Source organism: Pseudomonas sp. Tof1 (assembly GCF_055390395.1).
In genome coordinates this window covers 4,551,750-4,569,609 of record NZ_AP024344.1, presented here as the reverse complement: position 1 = coordinate 4,569,609, position 17,860 = coordinate 4,551,750, and the positions used below count along the sequence as shown (strand labels likewise).

Below are 17,860 nucleotides of genomic sequence, written 5' to 3'. Positions count from 1 at the left end.
GCGGATGCGCCGGCGGTTTTCACCCAGGCAGCCACTGGCAAGCGCAGGGCGCTGGCAGTCTGGCAAGGCATGGAATGAAGGGTGGGCATGGCGCGTCTCCGATGGAATGTCCCGAGCTTACTAGAGCCATGGGACGCTGTTCAATCAGAAATTTCTATGGATCGCGCCCCGCAGTCGCTATGGCTTAAACAAATTAAACGTTTTATGACAAACTCACCGGACATTTCCTACTCGACCATCAGGCATGCCCATGACCGTCCTGACCATTGCCGCCGCTCAGTCCTGCTCTCTAGCCGGTGATCTGCAGGGCAACCTCCAGCGGCACCTGCGTTTCATGCAGCAGGCGGCGGAGCGGGGCGTGCAACTGCTGGTATTTCCCGAACTGTCGCTGACCGGCTATGAGCCGAGCCTGGCGGCGGCACTGGCGATCACCCCGGATGCCGAGGTATTGCAACCCTTGTCCGATCTGGCGCGCGAGCGGCGACTGGTGACCGTGGTCGGCCTGCCGATTCGCCGGTCTCCCACCGACCCGCTGCTGATCGGCGCGCTGACTTTCAACGCCGAGGGCTCCCGGCAGCTCTACAGCAAACAGCATCTGCACGAAGGCGAGGAACAGGTGTTTAGCCCGGGGGCGGGAGGCGCTGCCTTGGCCCTCGGCGCTGACATTGTCGCTCTGTCGGTTTGTGCTGACTTTTCCCACGCCAGCCATGCCCTCCAGGCCGCCCGATCTGGCGCTAACCTGTATGCATCAGGTGTGCTGATCAGCGAGAACGGTTACGCCGCCGACAGTGCGTTGCTCCAGGGGTATGCCCGTGAGCACGACATGGCCGTGCTGATGGCCAACCACGGTGGAACCACCGGCGGCTGGGCGGCGGCGGGGCGCAGTGCGATCTGGGCGGCAGGCGGGCGACGGGTAGCGGCTGCTGCGGGGATGGGTGATGTGCTGGTGATCGGTCGACGTGTCGACGGCACGTGGCAGGGCGAGGTGGTTGAAGTGGAGGGGCTGTGACCCGGGATTGGCGTTTTCGCCCGGCTACCGAGGCGGACCTGGCGTTCGCCCGGACGCTGACGCGCAGGAACATGATGGCCTACTACTGCGAGTACGATCTGCTCTGGCAGGAGGAAGCCTTCGATATCGCCTGGGCCGGGCGGCAGAACGCCCTGTTGTGCGAAGGGGAGCAGGTGCTGGGTTTCGTCAGCTTCAGTCGGGACGCCAGGGCGCTGTATATCCGCGAGTTGCAACTGATCGAAGCGGGGCGTGGGCGAGGCTTGGGTGGCTGGCTGATCATCCAGGCGCGTGACATCGCTTTCAGGGAAGGGCGGCCGGAGGTGCGCTTGACCGTGTTCAAGAGCAATCCCGCCAGGCGGCTTTACGAGCGTATGGGGCTGGAGGTCGTAGGGGAGGACGAGTGCTTCTTTCGCATGAGTGTCGGGGCTGTGAAGTCGAGCGGTGGAATCGGCTGATAGTATTTTCGGATTGAGCTTACTCCTCGATATTTCGAGGCGCATACTGGACTCAAACGCGGGGGCCTATTCCTCGCTCCGATCGTTGTCGTCGAGGATGATTCCGTCCTTCATGCCCAGCAGGACCGCCACCTTATGGGCTTCCCCGCGGCGTCCTTTTTTGCGCCCGGCGAGCACTTGATAGGTGGTTGCCGGATCGACGCCATGCTCGCGTGCAAACTCCTGAACCGATTTTCCTTGATGTTCCAGCCAAGCCTTGGCTTGTGCAGCGGTGCGAATACCGGGCATAGTTCAAAACCGTTCAATTTTGTTTAATTTTGTTGAATTCACCCCCTTTAAGGGTGCATGACTTGGGATATTACATCCAAATGAGTGGAATTGGTTCCCGGTTACGACAAGAGAGGGAGCGACTTGGATTGTCGCAGAAGGCTTTTGGCGAAATCGGTGGCGTTGAAGCCAACGCCCAGGGCAAATACGAGAGCGGCGATCGCGCGCCGAAGGCCGACTACCTGTCGCGGGTGGCCGAGCGTGGGGTCGATGTGCTGTATGTCCTGACCGGCAACCGGACGCCGACGCTGATCGACAATCTCAGCTCCAGCGAAGAGAAGGTGCTGGGCAGCTACCGCAGCCTGCGCAAGGCTGACCAGGAGGCGATCAGCCAACTGACCACGACGCTGGCCGAAGCGGTCGGCTCCTACGGTGCCAAGGGTCGCAGGGACCCGCAAGACCGCTGAGAAGCGGTCCTCCCCCCATCGACGTCACAGGCGCCCAGAGCGCAATGACACTCTTATGTGACGCTTGCCGCTAGGTCTGGCCGCCGGTTTTTTGCTAAGGTGGTCAATAATCTGATAAGACCATATTCGCGAGGTGTCTGCTTGATTAGGGTGCTAGTTGTCGATGACCATGATCTTGTGCGTACAGGCATTACCCGGATGCTTGCCGACATCGATGGCCTGCAGGTTGTGGGACAGGCGGAGTCGGGAGAGCAGGCCCTGCTGAAAACGCGGGAGCTCAAGCCGGATGTCGTGCTGATGGACGTCAAGATGCCGGGTATCGGCGGCCTTGAAGCAACGCGCAAATTGCTGCGTAGCCACCCTGATATCAAGGTCGTGGCGGTCACCGTGTGCGAGGAGGATCCGTTCCCGACGCGGTTGATGCAGGCCGGGGCCTCGGGCTACCTGACCAAGGGCGCGGGGCTGGCGGAAATGGTCCAGGCGATTCGCCTGGTGTTCGCCGGGCAGCGTTACATCAGCCCGCAGATCGCCCAGCAGATGGCGCTCAAGTCGTTCCAGCCGGCCAGCGAATCGCCGTTCGATGCCTTGTCCGAACGGGAAATCCAGATCGCCCTGATGATCGTCGGCTGCCAGAAGGTGCAGATCATTTCCGACAAGCTGTGTCTGTCACCGAAAACCGTCAATACCTACCGTTACCGGATCTTCGAGAAGCTGTCGGTCAGCAGTGATGTCGAGTTGACGCTTCTGGCCGTGCGCCATGGCATGGTCGATGCCGGCTGACAATGACTGAACCGTTCGATTCCAGCGCTTTTCTTTCTACCTGCAGTGGCCGTCCCGGTGTGTATCGCATGTTCGACAGCGATGCACGCCTGCTGTACGTGGGCAAGGCCAAGAACCTGAAGAATCGCCTCGCCAGCTATTTCCGCAAGACCGGCCTCGCGCCGAAGACCGCCGCCCTGGTGGCGCGTATCGCCCAGGTCGAGACCACCATCACCGCCAACGAAACCGAGGCGTTGCTGCTGGAGCAGACGCTGATCAAGGAGTGGCGCCCGCCCTACAACATCCTGCTGCGCGACGATAAGTCCTACCCCTATGTCTTCCTCTCGGACGGGGACTATCCGCGCCTGAGCATTCACCGTGGGGCGAAGAAGCTCAAGGGCAAGTATTTCGGGCCGTATCCGAGCGCCGGGGCGATTCGCGAGAGCCTGGCGCTGTTGCAGAAAACCTTCCATGTGCGCCAGTGCGAGGACAGTTACTACAAAAACCGCACCCGGCCATGCCTGCAGTACCAGATCAAGCGCTGCAAGGCGCCCTGTGTCGGCTTGGTCGAGCCCCGGGAATACGCCGAGGATGTCCGCCATTCGGTGATGTTCCTCGAAGGGCGCAGCAATGCCCTGAGCGATGAGCTCAATGCCGGCATGGAACAGGCGGCCAGCACCCTCGACTTCGAGAAGGCGGCTGAGCTGCGCGATCAGATCGCGCTGCTGCGCCGTGTGCAGGACCAGCAGAGCATGGAAGGCGGCAATGGCGACGTCGATGTCATCGCCGCCTTCGTCAACCCGGGTGGTGCCTGCGTGCACCTGATCAGCGTGCGGGGCGGGCGGGTCCTGGGCAGCAAGAACTTCTTTCCGCAGGTGGGCATCGATGAGGACGTTTCCGAAGTCATGGCGGCCTTCCTCGGCCAGTACTTCATCAGCAGCCCCGAGCGCGACCTGCCCAGTGAACTGATCGTCAACGTGGTCCACGATGACTTCCCGACTCTGGTCGCCGCCATCGAGGAACTGCGCGGCCGCGAGTTGAGCATCAGTCACCGGGTACGGGGTACCCGGGCGCGCTGGCAACAACTGGCGGTGACCAACGCCGAACAGGCCCTGACCGCCCGCTTGGCCAACCGCCAGCATGTGGCGGCACGCTTCGACGCGCTGGCCGAGGTGCTGGACCTGGACGAGCCACCGCAGCGCCTGGAGTGCTACGACATCAGCCATTCCAGCGGCGAATCGACGGTGGCGTCCTGCGTGGTGTTCGGCCCGGAGGGGCCGATCAAGTCCGACTACCGCCGCTATAATATCGAGGGTGTCACGGCCGGCGACGACTACGCGGCCATGCACCAGGCGCTGACCCGCCGTTTCAGCCGGCTGAAGGAGGGGGAGGGCAAGTTGCCGGATATCCTCCTGGTGGACGGTGGCAAGGGGCAATTGTCCATGGCTCGCGACGTACTCAACGAACTGGCGGTGCCGGACCTGATCCTGCTCGGCGTCGCCAAGGGCGCGACGCGCAAGGCCGGTTTCGAGACCCTGTATCTCAACGATGCGGCCCACGAATTCACCCTCAAGGGCGATTCGCCGGCGCTGCACCTGATCCAGCAGATCCGCGACGAGGCCCACCGTTTCGCTATCACCGGCCATCGTGCGCGCCGCGGCAAGACCCGGCGGACCTCGACCCTGGAAGGGGTGGCCGGCGTCGGGCCGAAACGCCGGCGTGAGTTGCTCAAGCATTTCGGTGGATTGCAGGAACTGTCCCGGGCCAGCATCGATGAGATCGCCAAGGCGCCGGGGATCAGCAAAAAGCTCGCAGAGTTGATTTATGCCAGTCTGCACAGCGAGTAGAATGCCCTTTCACTTCGTAGCCAGTTGTGCCGATGAATATCCCTAATCTGATCACCGTTCTGCGCGTTGTACTTATCCCGATCTTCATTCTGTTGTTTTACCTGCCGTACCAGTGGAGTTACCTGGCGGCCAGTTCGGTTTTCGCCTTTGCCGCGGCAACGGACTGGCTCGATGGCTACCTGGCACGACGCCTGGAACAGAGCACGCCATTCGGTGCCTTCCTGGACCCGGTGGCCGACAAACTGATGGTGGCGGTGGCCCTGGTCCTGCTGGTGCAGGAGCACGCCAACTTCTGGCTGACCTTTCCGGCGGTGGTGATCATTGGACGTGAGATCGTAGTGTCGGCCCTGCGCGAGTGGATGGCCGAGATCGGTGCGCGTGCACAGGTCGCGGTTTCGAAGATGGGCAAATGGAAAACCGCCGCGCAGATGCTGGCGCTGGTGATCCTGCTGGCCAACCCCTCGGCCCTCAGCTTCTGGGTCGTGGTCGGCTATGCGCTGTTGATGGTCGCTGCGGGCCTGACCCTGTGGTCGATGGTGCAGTATCTGCGGGCCGCCTGGCCGCACCTGCGGATCAATGGTGAAAATAAATAAAACTTTTTTGAATCAAGGGGTTGACGTGGTGCGTAGATTCTATAGAATGCGCATCACCAAGACGACGCGGGAATAGCTCAGTTGGTAGAGCACGACCTTGCCAAGGTCGGGGTCGCGAGTTCGAGTCTCGTTTCCCGCTCCAGTTACTGGATTTACAGAGTTCCATGGGCAGCCACAGAAGTCTGTAAGTCATTGAAAAAAAGGAGCTTCGGCTCCTTTTTTCGTTCCAGTGCCTTCCACTGGAATCCATCGCTAGCCACGCCCAACAAGTACAGAAATAAGTACATCGAATTCGGGCGTCGGCCAAGGCGAATTGTCGCTAGAGCCTACGAGTCCTTCAAGCCGATATCTCCTCCCTTGTATTGGAGGATAGTTCCATGGCTTTGACCGATAAGGCGGTGCGTGTAGTGGTCAACTAATCCCGGACACCTCGATAGGTAATTTCGGCACCATCGTCTGCTCGTAAGCAGTCGGTGGCAAATATCCCAGTTTCGAGTGCAGCCATTCGTTGTTGTAAAACCCAACGATGTATTCGGTGATGTCGCGTATGGCCTCGCCATGGTTGGCGTAATCACGCCGCCACACCCGTTCCATTTTCAAGCTCAGGAAGAAGCGCTCCATCACCGAGTTGTCCCAGCAGTTACCGTAGTGGTTCAATTTCCCCAGACACCCGATAGGTGGAACATGCATCTTTCAGGGGGCCGGGGAAGTTTAACCACTGCAGATGGCTGGAGCCGGAACGGGTGGTGTCTTGTACGCTAGGCAGGGGCATTCGCCAGGGATGTTCCAGATCGTCGCACACATGTACGGTCGCATCGCATATTGAGTAAGTTGCGGGGCGATGAGGTGGGGAAGGGGGCTGAGAGGTCAGAATCCCCACACACCGCTGTTGCGGCGTGTGGGGGTAAGTGTGGCGTGTATCAGTTGGCGTCGATCCAGATGGTCTTCAGCTCGGTGTACTGGTCGTGGGCCCACTGCGACTTGTCGCGACCACCGAAACCGGACTGCTTGTAGCCACCGAACGGCGTCGAGGCATCGCCTTCGCCGAAGCTGTTGACGGTGACGATACCGGCACGGATCTCCCGCGACAGGCGCAGCGCGTTGCGCAGGCTGCCGGTGTAGGCCGAGGCGGCCAGGCCGTAGATGGTGTCGTTGGCCAGCTCGATCGCCTGGTCGAGGGTTTTGAACGAGGTCACGCTCAAGACCGGGCCGAACACCTCTTCACGGAACAGGGCGTTGTCGGACGGCACGTTGTCGACCACGGTCGGCTCGACGAAGCCGTCGGCGGCCTTGCCACCGAAGATGATCGACAGCTTGTCGCCGGCGGCCTGCTCGATGTAGCTGCGCACTTTCTCGAAGTGCGATTTGCTGACCAGCGAACCCAGGCGATTGGCCGGGTCCAGCGGGTCGCCCAGGCTCCAGTCGCGCAGTTGCACGCCAATGCGCTCGAGCAGGGCGTCCTTGATGTCTTCGTGGACGATCAGGCGCGAGGAGGCCGAGCAGTTCTCGCCCATGTTCCAGAAGGCGCCGTTGACCACGTGACGGGCCACGCGGTCCAGGTCCTCGACATCGTCCATGACCACCGCCGGGTTCTTGCCACCCAGCTCCAGCACGATGCGCTTGAGGTTGGACTCGGCTGCGTACTGCAGGAACAGGCGACCGGTGTCGGTCGAGCCGGTGAAGCTGACCATGGTCACGTCGTCATGACGGCCCAGGGGCTCGCCGACTTCCTTGCCACCGCCAGGCACGACGTTGAACACGCCGGCCGGGATACCGGCCTGGTGCGCCAGTTCGGCCACGCGCAGGGCGGTGAGGGTGGTTTCCTTGGCCGGCTTGACCACGATCGAGCAACCGGCGGCCAGGGACGGGCCGATTTTCCAGGCCAGCATCAGCAGCGGGAAGTTCCACGGCAGCACCAGGCCGACCACGCCGATCGGCTCACGCACGACCAGGGTCAGGGCACCCGAACCGGTCGGTGCGGTGGCGTCGTAGATCTTGTCGATCAACTCGGCGTGCCAGCGCAGGGTGTGGATGGTCTCCGGCACGTCGGTGGCCTGGCATTCGCCGACCGGCTTGCCGCTGTCCAGGCTTTCCAGCACGGCCAGCTCGTGGGCGTTGTCTTCCAGCAGTTGGGCGAAGCGCAGCAGCACGTGCTTGCGCTCACCCGGCGAGAGCAGGTGCCAGCGACCGTCGTCGAAGGCTTCCTTGGCCGCAGCCACGGCCAGGTCGACGTCGCGGCTGTCGCAGGCGGTGATCTTCGCCAGCAACTGGCCGGTGGCCGGGTTGAAGGTGTCGAACGTCCGGCCGCCCAGGGCGTCGCGCCATTCCCCGCCGATGTAGGCCTGGGTCGGGAACTTCAGGTTGGCGGCAATCGCCGCGTATTCGTCTTTGCTCAGTACGTCGGTCATTTGCTCAGGCTCCCTTGATTGCGGCGATTTTGGCCTTGAGGGTTTTGATGATTTCCTGCAGGGCTGCTTGCTCCTGTTCGTCCAGGCCGCTCAGCGGTGCGCGCACGCCACCGGTGACCAGGCCGTTGAGAGCCACGCCGTGCTTGATCGACTGGACGAACTTGCCACCTTCGAGGAAGTCCATCAGCGGCATCATCGCGGCCATGATCTGGCGACCCTTGGCGAAGTTGCCTTCCAGCACACAGGCTTCGTACAGGGCGATGTGTTCGGCCGGGATGAAGTTGGAACCGGCACAGACCCAGCTGCGCGCGCCCCAGGCGAAGAATTCCAGGGCCTGATCGTCCCAGCCGCAGGACAGGGCGATCTGTGGGTAGCGCTCGCCGAAGTGGTGGATGCGGGCGATGTCACCGGAGCTTTCCTTGATCGCGACGATGTTGCGGCTGCTGCTCACGGCTTCGAAGAACTCGGGGCCCATGTCGACGCTCATGCGGCCCGGGTAGTTGTAGAGCATGATCGGCAGGCCGGCGGCGCGGTCGACCGCCAGCACGTGGTTGGCGATTTCCTGCTGGGTCGGCAGCGCGTAGGGTGGCGAACCGACCAGGATGGCGTCGGCCTTGGCCGCCTTGGCGGCTTCGGCGTAGGCGACCGACTCCTCGGTGCGGATGGCGCCGGTACCGATCACCAGCGGGGTGCGGCCATTGATCACTTCGGCGGCCAGGCGGGTCAGGTCCAGGCGTTCCTGGATGCTGTGGGCGTAGTACTCGCCGGTTGAGCCGCCGATGATGATGCCGTGCACCTTCTGCTCGATCAGGTATTCCAGGACCTGGGCGAAGGCGCCGCTGTCGATGGAGCCGTCAGCGGCCAGGGGGGTGATCGCGGGGGTAAAGATACCGTCGAAGTTCATCATTGTTCTCCAGAGAATCAAGGGTGGGGGGACGCCGCCAGCGAACGTGGTGCTGGCGGCGTCGGTACTACTCAGTTCATCAATGCAGTCAGTTCATCAAAGCGGTCAGTTCAGCGAAGCGGCCTGCTGCAGGTTCAGCGAGCGGGTTTCCGGGGCCAGGGCCCAGGAGAAGGCCAGGCCGACGAAAGTGACAATGGCGGCGGCGTACATGGTCTGTTCGATACCGATGCTGTCCAGGGCCGCCGGTACCAGCCAGGTGCCCACCGCGGCGCCGATGCGTGACAGCGAGGTGCCGACGCCCACGGCCTGGGCGCGGATCTCGGTCGGGAAGATTTCGTTCGGGTACACCAGTTGCAGCACCTGGGCACCGCCGATGAACAGCGCGTAGGCGCCGAACAGGGTGAGGATCACCAGGCCCGAAGCGTTGTGCGAGGCGCCCAGGGCGAGCAGGGCCAGGCCGGACCAGAAGAAGCTGTGGATCAGCATCCGCCGACGACCCAGGCTATTGATCAGGCGGGTGGCGACGATGCAGCCGACCACGAATAGCAGGGTGATCGCCACCGAGCCGACCGAGGCCAGGGTGCCGTCCAGGTTGAGTGCTCGCAGCACTTGCGGGGCGAAGGCATACACGGCGAACACCGGGATGACCGAGCAGGTCCAGAACATGGTCACGAACAGCATGCGCTTGCCGTAGCCCGAGTGCAGCAGGCTGAGGATCGAGACTTTGCGCTCGGCCGGCTCCTCCGGCAGGTTGTCCAGCGAGTACGACGGACCGAACACCTGCTGGATGATCGCCTCGGCTTCCTGGGCGCGACCTTTCTTGAGCAGCCAGCGTGGCGACTCGGGCGTGCCCAGGCGTACCAGGAACAGCAGCGCGCCAATCACCGCGGCACTGGCCAGGACCAGGCGCCAGGCATCGGGGCCGGCGAAGTGGAGCAGCAGCTCGCCCACCAGGTAGGCGAAGGCGGCACCGGCGAACCAGAGGATGGTCAGCGTCGCCAGGCGTGGGCCGCGATACTTGCGCGGCAGGAATTCCACCAGCAGGGCGGTGGCGACCGGGTATTCGATGCCGATGGCGACCCCCAGCAGCAGGCGGGCGATGAAGATCTCCTCGCCGGACTGGGCCCAGAGCTGGGCCAGCGAGCAGAGGATGAACAGGGTCGGGCCGACGAAGAAGATCCGCTGGCGGCCGAAGCGGTCGGTCAGCCAGCCGCCGACGAAACCGCCGAAGAAGATGCCGATCAGCGCCGAGGCGGCGATCAGGCCTTGCCAGAAGGCGTTCAGGCTCAGGGCGGCGGCCATGTGCACGATGGCCACGCCGACGATGCTCAGTACATAACCGTCGACGAAGGAGCCGCCGCCGGAGCGGACGGTCAGGCGCTGGTGAAAGCGGTTGAGGGGGGCGTCTTCGATCGAGTGATGGTTGTTTTTCATATTGTCTCCACGTGTTGATCGTTCGCAGCTTCCGGCCTGATGCGGACGGGGCCGGGCCGCACCGCGACATCCGGGGACCTCGCGGCAAATCGTTCAGGGGCCCGGCTGGAGCGGGCCCGGCTTTCAGCTCTCCGCGCCGGCGCGGTACTGACCCCAGCGCAGGTTCATGTTCACGCCCATCGACAGAAACGGTTGTGGCGGGTTGGCGCAAGGGCCCGGGGCCTTGAGCAGGAACCGGGTGAGTTCGTCTTCCTGGCCACTGAGCCAGTCGCCCAGCAGCTTGCCGGTGGCGGTGCCGCGGGTGACGCCCAGGCCGTTGCAACCCAGGGCGCCATAGACGTTGGGTGCCAGTTGGCCGAAGAAGCCGTTGTGGTTGCGGGTCATCGCCAGGGCGCCGCCCCAGGTGTATTCGAAATCCACGTTCGGCAGCATCGGGAAGCGCCGGGTGTAGGAGGCGCGGTGACGCTCGATGAAGCGCTCCAGGTAGCGCTCCCGGGCGCGGCCGTCGGGGTTGAAGCTGAAACTGTTGCGGATCAGCAGGCGCTGGTCCGGGGTGCGGCGCACGGTGGTGCCGAACGGGTCGGCGGGGATGATGCCCCAGTACGGATCGCCGCCCAGGCGCGCCTGTTCTTCGTCGGTGAGCGGGCGGGTGATGCTGGCGTAGGTGAAGATCGGCAGCATGCGGCCCTTGAGGAAACCGAAGTGCATGCCGAACGCGTTGTTGGCCAGGACCAGGCGGTCGGCCTCGATGCTGCCGTTGGCATGCTTGAGGACGATGCGCGGGCTGTACTCGACCTCGAGGATCGGCGTGTGTTCATACAGGCTGACGTTGCCGGGCAGGGTGTCGGCCAGGCCCTTGACCAGGGCCGACGGCTGGATCAGCGCGGTGCCGGGGGTGAACAGCGCCTGGCGGTAGAAGCCGGTGCCGACCCGCTGGCGCAGGGCCTCGGCGCCGACCATCTCGCACGGTTCGCCGAGTTTCTCCAGGCCACGCCGGTAGGCGTCGAGCACGGCCATGCCGCGATCCTCGACGGCGGCCTGGTACTTGCCGCAGAAGGTCATCTGGCAGTCGATGCCGTAGGTGTCGACCAGTTGCTTGAGGTAGCGCTGGCCGGACAGGTTCAGCTTGAGCACGGTCCTGGCGGTGTCGATGTCGCCGATGTAGTCCTCGGCGCCGATATCGTGGGGCAGGTCGATGGCGAAACCGGCGTTACGCCCGGAGGGCCGAAGCCGACCTCCTGGGCTTCCACCAGGATTACTTCATCATTCGGATGGCCCAGCGCCAACTGGCGGGCGGCGGCCAGGCCGGTGAACCCGGCACCGACCACCACCCAGCGCGCCTTGGAGTGGCCAGTATGCGCGGGATGGGCCTGGCGCTTCTGGCTGAGGTGATACCAACCGCAGGTCTTGTCGTCGGCTGGAAGGGAACTGATCTGTACCATGGGCACCGCTCTTTTGTTATTTGACATCACCCGTGGGCGACACGGATCGCCACGGAAAACTTGATGTATACATGTTGTATCCACAAATATGCGGCAGGTTGTCGCGGCTGTCGAGTGCCGTTGGGCATGCTCGTGAGCAAAGCGCTGCAAATGTCGTTGGCAGACGATGGGATGTCGCAGGCAAACTGGTCGACCTGGACGGCGTGCCGGGAAACCGGCTGAAGAGGGCAAGCACGTCTCGGAAATCGGTGTTTGTCGATTTCCGACAGATTCATACTTAAAACCGACTATTTTTCGTAGGACGAATGTTGGCTAAGTGATTGATTTAAAATGGAAAACTCTGAATCCATCTTGTGTTCGTTGTGTATACACAGTGAATTCAATGGATTGACCGCGCCCGAGTTGCGTGGGAGTCTGTTCTCAACCACGGTGCCATCACTGGCATCCAGAACACCGGAGGTCCCTGGTGAAAAGTGGCAAAACTGGGCTTTACGAAGACCTGAAGCGGCAGATCCTGACGATGGAGCTCGATCCTGATCAGGTTCTGGATGAGGTCACCTTGAGTGAGCGCTACGGTCTTTCTCGCACCCCGGTTCGAGAAGTGTTTCGGCGCCTGGAAGGTGAGGGCTACCTGGATATTCGCGAGAACCGTGGAACCCGGGTGATCCCGATGAACCATTCGACGCTGCGTAATTTTTTTCTGGTAGCACCGATGATCTACGCTGCCATTGGGCGCCTGGCGGTGCAGAACTTCACACCGGCGCAGTTGGAGGAGCTCAAACAGACCCAGCAGCGTTTTCGGCAGGCCTCGGTGGAAAGAAATCCCCTGGCTCTGGCGCTGGAGAACAACCGCTTTCACGAAATCATGGGTGAAATGGCCGGCAACCCGTACCTGAAGCCGAGCCTGTCACGGTTGTTGATCGATCACGCACGGATCGGTCACACGTTCTACCGGCCGCGTGATCAGGACATGGAGCAACGCCTGGATCTATCGGTGGAACACCACGACGAGTTCATCGATGCGATCGCCAGGCACGATGAAAACCGGGTGGTGGACCTGGTGTTCGAACACTGGGAGCTGTCGCGAGCGAACATGCAGATGTTCATTGCCCCGCAGGCACTGAAGGCCGACTCGCTGGTGGAGGGCCCCTTGAGTTAAACGTTGGCGTGTGGTGTGTCGAGGTTCGAAGGTATGACGGCACCGGTCGCTGTGGCGTGGTACCTACCAACCCTCGAGGGCGACACCTGCCATTCCCCGGCTGCTGGTACAGGGCCGGTCTGTCCGCGAGGGCACAGGCTCACCGAATACGGTCAGGGTCTTTTCAATATTCCTGAATAACAGCGTCATCGCTGACGTTGTACAGAACTTCCGGCAGAAGCTTTTGCCGGGAATGGGTTGCTACGCGCCGTAAAAGAGGATTCAGACACTCGCATCGACAATAAAAAACAAACATCAAAACTCCAACAACAATAGCAAGTGCTTGTTCTGCCGTTACAAAAAATAACCAATTCGGGGAACCACCATGAAGATGTTTAAGAAAGCGTTCTGTGCCTTGGCTCTGGCGGCGGCAGTTGTTCTGCCGACCCACGCCGAAGAAAAAACCATCACCATGGGCACCTTGTCCTGGGAAGATTTGACACCCATCACCGGTATTACCAAAAAAGTGCTGGAAGATCAGGGCTATACCGTCAAGGTCACCCAATTCTCCGAGTGGGGTATCGCCTACGCGGCATTGGGCAAGGGCGATGTGCAGATCCTCGCCTCGCAGATCGACTATGCCGCCAATGACTACTGGAACAAGAACAAGAACCGGCTCGAGAAGATCTCGCCGGTTTCCTACGGCCTCTACCAGGCCATCGCCGTCCCCAACTACGTGACCATCAATTCCCTGGAAGAGCTCAACGCCAATGCCGACAAGTTCGGTGGCAAAATCATCGGTATCGAACCCGGTTCGGGCCTGATGAGCGACGCGGCCAACGCCGTCAAGGCCTATGGCCTCAAGCTCAACCTGCTCGAAGGCAGTACCGCGGCGATGACCGCCGCCCTCAAGGCCGCCGTGGACCGCAAGGAATGGATCGCCGTGGCGATCTGGGATCCGTCCTGGATGACCCAGAAGTTCGACGTCAAGTTCCTCGCCGACCCGAAAGGCATCTTCCCGCCACCGCAAGGCTACTACTGGATTGGCCAGAAGGGCTTCAGCGCCGCCAATTCCCGTGCGCGCGAAGTGATCGCCAGTGTCTATGTGCCGCTGGCCGACATCAAGGCGATCAATGGTGCCGTCAAGGATGGCAAGAGCATGGACGCGGCAATCAAGGACTGGACCGACAGTCACGCCGAACTGCTCAAACGCTGGGAAAACATCAAGAAAGACTGATTGTTTTGAAACTTGCCAGCTGCCGAACTTGAATGCATTACAGGCCTGAACTTAAAAAGGCCGGACGGGATTGATATGAGTACGCAAACAGTAGACGCCCAAGAAGTACTGGTGAGTTGCCAGTCTGTCTGGAAAGTATTTGGCGAGCGCTCCGAAGAGGCGATGCGCGCGGTCATTGAAAAGGGGCTCTCGAAGAAACAGATACTGCATGACTACAGTTGTGTCGTGGGGGTATCGGACGTCAATCTGGAAGTGCGCCGTGGTGAGATCTTCTGCATCATGGGCCTGTCCGGCAGCGGCAAGTCAACCTTGATCCGGCTGTTGAACAAACTCATCACGCCCAGTGCCGGCAAGGTGCTGGTCAAGGGGCGTGAACTCAATTCGCTCAACCCCCAGCAACTGCGTGACATGCGTGCCAAGCACATTGGCATGGTGTTCCAGAGTGTGGCCCTGCTGCCACACCGCACGGTGCTGGAAAACACCGCCTTCGGCCTGGAGGTACAGGGTGTACCCAAGGCCGAACGGCTGAAAGTGGCCGAACGGGCCTTGGCCAAGGTCAGTCTCAGCGATTGGGCCAACCGCTACCCCAACGAACTCTCCGGCGGCATGCAGCAGCGTGTCGGCCTGGCCCGCGCCATCACCGCGGACCCTGAAGTGATCCTGATGGACGAACCGTTCAGCGCGCTCGACCCGCTGATCCGTCGCCAATTGCAGGATGAATTCCGCCAGTTGACCAAGGAACTGGGCAAGTCGGCGGTGTTCATCACCCACGACCTGGAAGAGGCGATCCGCATCGGCGATCGCATCGCCATCATGAAGGACGGCATGATCATTCAGGTCGGTACGGCCGAGGACATCGTGCTCAACCCGGCCGACGACTATGTGGCTGAATTCGTCGCCGGCATCTCGCGCCTGCACCTGGTCAAGGCGCATTCGATCATGGCTCCGGTGGCCGTGTTCCAGCAGGTCCATCCGGGCGTCGACGTGTCGCGCCTGGCCCAGGTGGCCTCGGATGCCGACCTGGACCACATCATCGGCCTGGCGACCCAGTCCGAGCGTGATGCGCTGGCGGTGGTCCAGGCCGGCGTGGTGGTCGGGGTGATCACCATTCGCGACCTGCTGCGCGGCGTGCAAGGCATCGCCAACGAGCACGCCGAAGTGGCCGGCGAACTGCGGGAGAGGGCGTGATCATGGCCTTCGAAAGCTTCCCCGAACAATTCGACAGCACGGTCGATGCGATGCTCGAATGGCTTCAGGATAACGCCTCCTCGCTGTTCGACGGCATCAACGCCGGGCTGCAGGGCCTGTACCAGGGCCTGTACTGGCTGCTGCAACTGCCACCGTTCTACGTGACGGCGCTGTTGCTGGCGTTGCTCGGCTGGCGCCTGGCCGGCTTGCGTTTCGCCCTCGGCACGCTGGCGGCCATGCTGTTCTGCGCGCTCATCGGTATGTGGGGGGAAACCATGAGCACCCTGGCACTGGTGGTGGCCGCCACCGTGCTGGCGCTGCTGGTCGCCATTCCGCTCGGCGTGGTGGCGGGCCTGCTGCCGGCCCTGGACCGGATCGTGGAGCCGGCACTGGACCTGATCCAGACCCTGCCGCCCTACATCTACCTGCTGCCGGCCATCGCCTTGCTCGGCTATGGCCCGGGTACCGCGCTGATCGCCACCTTCATCGTCGCCTTCGCCCCGGCGTTTCGCCTCACCGCGCTGGGGATCCGCATGACGCCCACCGCGTTCGTCGAACTGGGTCACGCCAGCGGTGTGACCGGCTGGCAGATGTTCAGCAAGATCCGCCTGCCGTTCGCCCTGCCGAGCATCATGGCCGGGGTCAACCAGAGCCTGATGATGGCCTTCGGCATGGTGGTGATTGCCGGCATCGTCGGTTCCGGCGGGCTGGGACAAGTGATCTACAACGCCATCCGTACCCTCGACATCGCCACTTCGATCGACGCCGCCATCGCCATCGTGATCCTGACCATGGTGATCGACCGCATGGCCCAGAGCGCCACCCCCAAAGCCCGGGAGAATCGCGAATGAACCTCGCCGACCTGCAGTTTTCTCCAGGGCGCTACATCGCGCCGGTGGTCGATTGGCTCAATACCAACCTGCACGGCTTCTTCGCGGCCGTGAGCAGCCTGATCTCACTGGTGCTCGGCGCCGTGGAGTCGGCTTTCCTGGCCCTGCCACCGCTGGCGGTGATCGCGATCGTGTTCATCGGCACGCTGCTGGCGGCGCGCCTGCGCGTGGCGATACTGGCGGTGGTCATGCTCGGCTTCTGCCTGCTCGCCGGATTGTGGACCGCCTCGATGCAGACCATCGCGCTGGTGTCGGTGTCGGTGCTGATCTCGGTGAGCATCGCCTTCCCGCTGGGTATCCTGGCTTCGCGCATCAAGCGGGTCGACGCCATGCTCAGCCCGCTGCTGAACGTGATGCAGACCGTGCCGCCGTGGGTCTACCTGATCCCGGCGGTGATGATCTTCAGCCTTGGCCGCGTGCCGGCGATCATCGCCACGGTGATCTACGGCATTCCACCGATGCTGCGCCTGACCACCCTGGCGTTCAACCAGATCCCCAAGCACATGCTGGAGCTGGGCAACGCCATGGGCGCTTCGCCGCGCACCATCCTCTTCAAGATCGAAATCCCGCTGGCCATGCCGACCCTCCTGGTCGGCCTGAACCAGTGCATCCTGCTGTCGCTGGCGATGGTGGTCCTGGCCGGGCTGGTCGGTGCCGGTGGCCTGGGCGCCGAGGTGACCCGTGGGCTGACGCGCATGGAAATGGGCCTGGGCCTGCGGGCGGGGCTGGCGATCGTCGCCGTCGCCTTGCTGCTCGACCGCGCCTCGCGCGGCGTACTGGAACGCAATCGGCAGCCACGCCACGGGAAATGATCACCATGAAGAACAGCTTTTTCTGCATCGACGCACACACCTGCGGCAACCCGGTACGACTGGTGGCGGGTGGCGCACCGATGCTGCCGCACCTGCCCATCGCCGAGCGCCGCGAGTTGTTCGTCGAGCGCCATGACTGGGTCCGCCAGGCGCTGATGTTCGAGCCGCGCGGCCATGACGTGATGTCCGGCGCGATCCTCTACCCGCCGTATCGCGACGACTGCGATGTGGCCGTGTTGTTCATCGAGGTCAGTGGTTGTCTGCCGATGTGCGGTGCCGGGACGATCGGTCTGGTCACCAGTGCCCTGCAGGAAGGGCTGGTGACGCCACGGGTGCCCGGCAAGCTGGCGCTGGAAACGCCGGCTGGTCGGGTCGATGTCGAGTACCGCATGCAGGACGGCCGGGTCAGCAGTGTGAAGATGCTCAACGTCACCAGCTACCTGCATGCCACCGATGTGACGGTGGAGATTGAGGGAGTAGGGCGGCTAAGCGTGGACATCGCCTACGGCGGCAACTACTACGCGGTGGTCGAACCCCAGTCGAACTGGCCGGGGCTGGAGGGCGCCAAGGCCTCCACGCTGATTGCCCTGAGCCAGAAGCTGCGCAGCGCATTGGCCTCGGTGATCGACCCGGTCCATCCGCTCGATGAGCGCATCCGTGGCGTGCATCACGTGATCTGGTGCGACCAGCCGGACAACCCGCAGGTCGATGGGCGCTGCGCGGTGTTCTATGGCGAGCAGGCCATCGACCGCTCCCCGGGCGGCACCGGCACCAGCGCGCGCATGGCACAACTTCACGGCCGTGGCCGGCTCGCGGTGGGCCAGGATTTCCGCCACCAGAGCCTGATCGGCACCACCTTCACCGGACGGGTCGAGGCACAGACCACGCTCGGTGCCCATACCGCTATCCAGCCCAGCGTAACGGGTTGGGCCAGGGTCACCGGATACAACACGATCCTCGTCGACGACGAGGATCCGTTGGCCCATGGCTTTCAGATCACTTGATATGAG

The 17,860-nt window shown here is 62.6% G+C and carries 16 protein-coding genes, 1 tRNA gene and 2 pseudogenes; 13 read left to right on the top strand and 6 right to left on the bottom strand.

Translation table 11 applies throughout. The features are described 5' to 3' along the window. Positions 1-250 precede the first annotated feature (250 nt). Together ACZ5KU_RS20415 and ACZ5KU_RS20410 are read left to right on the top strand one after the other, a co-directional pair. A complete protein-coding gene (locus ACZ5KU_RS20415) occupies positions 251-1,009 on the top strand; it encodes a carbon-nitrogen hydrolase family protein (protein ID WP_464736146.1) in 759 nt (252 codons plus the stop codon). Next, positions 1,006-1,464, top strand: coding sequence for a GNAT family N-acetyltransferase (locus ACZ5KU_RS20410; protein ID WP_054060035.1), 459 nt, complete (start codon positions 1,006-1,008; stop codon positions 1,462-1,464). The genes ACZ5KU_RS20415 and ACZ5KU_RS20410 overlap by 4 nt, the downstream gene beginning before the upstream one ends. A 66-nt stretch (positions 1,465-1,530) precedes the next feature. Here the strand turns inward: ACZ5KU_RS20410 and ACZ5KU_RS20405 are convergent, their stop codons facing one another. Continuing rightward, complete coding sequence (locus ACZ5KU_RS20405; protein ID WP_054060034.1) at positions 1,531-1,752, bottom strand: DNA-binding protein; 222 nt, start codon at positions 1,750-1,752, stop codon at positions 1,531-1,533. 80 nt (positions 1,753-1,832) lie between these two features. Here ACZ5KU_RS20405 and ACZ5KU_RS20400 point away from each other — a divergent pair, with 80 nt between their 5' ends. The 5 genes from ACZ5KU_RS20400 to ACZ5KU_RS20380 all read left to right on the top strand — a co-directional run bounded on the left by ACZ5KU_RS20400 (position 1,833) and on the right by ACZ5KU_RS20380 (position 5,539). After that, positions 1,833-2,198: a helix-turn-helix domain-containing protein gene (locus ACZ5KU_RS20400; protein WP_054060033.1), complete on the top strand. Its 366-nt coding sequence runs from the start codon at positions 1,833-1,835 to the stop codon at positions 2,196-2,198. 141 nt (positions 2,199-2,339) lie between these two features. Then, positions 2,340-2,978 (top strand): response regulator transcription factor GacA, encoded by a 639-nt coding sequence (gacA, locus tag ACZ5KU_RS20395; protein ID WP_010446530.1) that lies wholly within the window; start codon positions 2,340-2,342, stop codon positions 2,976-2,978. Positions 2,979-2,980: 2 nt separating this feature from the next. Beyond that, entirely contained in the window at positions 2,981-4,804 is a 1,824-nt protein-coding gene (gene uvrC, locus ACZ5KU_RS20390) for an excinuclease ABC subunit UvrC (RefSeq protein ID WP_054060032.1), read from the top strand. A gap of 32 nt (positions 4,805-4,836) precedes the next feature. After that, positions 4,837-5,397, top strand: a complete 561-nt coding sequence (gene pgsA, locus ACZ5KU_RS20385) for a CDP-diacylglycerol--glycerol-3-phosphate 3-phosphatidyltransferase (RefSeq protein WP_054060031.1) — start codon at positions 4,837-4,839, stop codon at positions 5,395-5,397. Between the two features lie 66 nt (positions 5,398-5,463). Beyond that, positions 5,464-5,539 (top strand) — tRNA-Gly (locus ACZ5KU_RS20380). A 269-nt stretch (positions 5,540-5,808) separates the two neighbouring features. On the opposite strand, the pseudogene ACZ5KU_RS20375 reads toward ACZ5KU_RS20380, so the two are convergent. From ACZ5KU_RS20375 to ACZ5KU_RS20355, 5 genes and pseudogenes are all read right to left on the bottom strand, one after another. Beyond that, positions 5,809-6,045, bottom strand: a pseudogene (locus tag ACZ5KU_RS20375) (integrase core domain-containing protein); the annotation flags it as partial. Positions 6,046-6,317: 272 nt separating this feature from the next. Next, positions 6,318-7,805 (bottom strand): aldehyde dehydrogenase, encoded by a 1,488-nt coding sequence (locus ACZ5KU_RS20370; protein ID WP_464736145.1) that lies wholly within the window; start codon positions 7,803-7,805, stop codon positions 6,318-6,320. Positions 7,806-7,809: 4 nt separating this feature from the next. Then, positions 7,810-8,709, bottom strand: coding sequence for a dihydrodipicolinate synthase family protein (locus ACZ5KU_RS20365; protein WP_054060028.1), 900 nt, complete (start codon positions 8,707-8,709; stop codon positions 7,810-7,812). Between the two features lie 105 nt (positions 8,710-8,814). Next, positions 8,815-10,143 (bottom strand): MFS transporter, encoded by a 1,329-nt coding sequence (locus ACZ5KU_RS20360; RefSeq protein ID WP_464736144.1) that lies wholly within the window; start codon positions 10,141-10,143, stop codon positions 8,815-8,817. A gap of 123 nt (positions 10,144-10,266) precedes the next feature. Then, positions 10,267-11,585: pseudogene (locus ACZ5KU_RS20355) on the bottom strand (NAD(P)/FAD-dependent oxidoreductase). Between the two features lie 466 nt (positions 11,586-12,051). On the opposite strand from ACZ5KU_RS20355, the gene ACZ5KU_RS20350 reads away from it, so the two are divergent. From ACZ5KU_RS20350 to ACZ5KU_RS20325, 6 genes are all read left to right on the top strand, one after another. After that, a complete protein-coding gene (locus tag ACZ5KU_RS20350; protein WP_054060025.1) occupies positions 12,052-12,744 on the top strand; it encodes a GntR family transcriptional regulator in 693 nt (230 codons plus the stop codon). 364 nt (positions 12,745-13,108) lie between these two features. Next, on the top strand, positions 13,109-13,960 hold the full coding sequence (locus ACZ5KU_RS20345) for a glycine betaine ABC transporter substrate-binding protein (protein ID WP_054060024.1): 852 nt from the start codon (positions 13,109-13,111) through the stop codon (positions 13,958-13,960). 75 nt (positions 13,961-14,035) lie between these two features. After that, the gene (locus tag ACZ5KU_RS20340; protein ID WP_054064476.1) at positions 14,036-15,148 is read left to right on the top strand and encodes a quaternary amine ABC transporter ATP-binding protein; all 1,113 of its coding nucleotides are present in this window, start codon (positions 14,036-14,038) and stop codon (positions 15,146-15,148) included. A gap of 2 nt (positions 15,149-15,150) precedes the next feature. Beyond that, positions 15,151-15,999, top strand: coding sequence for an ABC transporter permease (locus ACZ5KU_RS20335; RefSeq protein WP_054064477.1), 849 nt, complete (start codon positions 15,151-15,153; stop codon positions 15,997-15,999). Continuing rightward, positions 15,996-16,850 (top strand): ABC transporter permease, encoded by an 855-nt coding sequence (locus ACZ5KU_RS20330; RefSeq protein WP_464736143.1) that lies wholly within the window; start codon positions 15,996-15,998, stop codon positions 16,848-16,850. The genes ACZ5KU_RS20335 and ACZ5KU_RS20330 overlap by 4 nt, the downstream gene beginning before the upstream one ends. Positions 16,851-16,855: 5 nt before the next feature. Next, complete coding sequence (locus ACZ5KU_RS20325) at positions 16,856-17,854, top strand: 4-hydroxyproline epimerase (protein WP_054060042.1); 999 nt, start codon at positions 16,856-16,858, stop codon at positions 17,852-17,854. Positions 17,855-17,860 lie beyond the last annotated feature (6 nt).

Excerpts from the sequence above, each read along its gene's own strand:
- ACZ5KU_RS20345 (WP_054060024.1), top strand. The coding sequence starts at position 13,109 with ATGAAGATGTTTAAGAAAGCGTTCTGTGCCTTGGCTCTGGCGGCGGCA.
- ACZ5KU_RS20360 (WP_464736144.1), bottom strand. The coding sequence starts at position 10,143 with ATGAAAAACAACCATCACTCGATCGAAGACGCCCCCCTCAACCGCTTT.
- pgsA (WP_054060031.1), top strand. The coding sequence starts at position 4,837 with ATGAATATCCCTAATCTGATCACCGTTCTGCGCGTTGTACTTATCCCG.
- ACZ5KU_RS20365 (WP_054060028.1), bottom strand. The coding sequence starts at position 8,709 with ATGAACTTCGACGGTATCTTTACCCCCGCGATCACCCCCCTGGCCGCT.
- ACZ5KU_RS20405 (WP_054060034.1), bottom strand. The coding sequence starts at position 1,752 with ATGCCCGGTATTCGCACCGCTGCACAAGCCAAGGCTTGGCTGGAACAT.
- ACZ5KU_RS20400 (WP_054060033.1), top strand. The coding sequence starts at position 1,833 with ATGAGTGGAATTGGTTCCCGGTTACGACAAGAGAGGGAGCGACTTGGA.
- ACZ5KU_RS20340 (WP_054064476.1), top strand. The coding sequence starts at position 14,036 with ATGAGTACGCAAACAGTAGACGCCCAAGAAGTACTGGTGAGTTGCCAG.
- uvrC (WP_054060032.1), top strand. The coding sequence starts at position 2,981 with ATGACTGAACCGTTCGATTCCAGCGCTTTTCTTTCTACCTGCAGTGGC.
- ACZ5KU_RS20325 (WP_054060042.1), top strand. The coding sequence starts at position 16,856 with ATGAAGAACAGCTTTTTCTGCATCGACGCACACACCTGCGGCAACCCG.
- ACZ5KU_RS20415 (WP_464736146.1), top strand. The coding sequence starts at position 251 with ATGACCGTCCTGACCATTGCCGCCGCTCAGTCCTGCTCTCTAGCCGGT.
- ACZ5KU_RS20330 (WP_464736143.1), top strand. The coding sequence starts at position 15,996 with ATGAACCTCGCCGACCTGCAGTTTTCTCCAGGGCGCTACATCGCGCCG.
- ACZ5KU_RS20335 (WP_054064477.1), top strand. The coding sequence starts at position 15,151 with ATGGCCTTCGAAAGCTTCCCCGAACAATTCGACAGCACGGTCGATGCG.
- ACZ5KU_RS20370 (WP_464736145.1), bottom strand. The coding sequence starts at position 7,805 with ATGACCGACGTACTGAGCAAAGACGAATACGCGGCGATTGCCGCCAAC.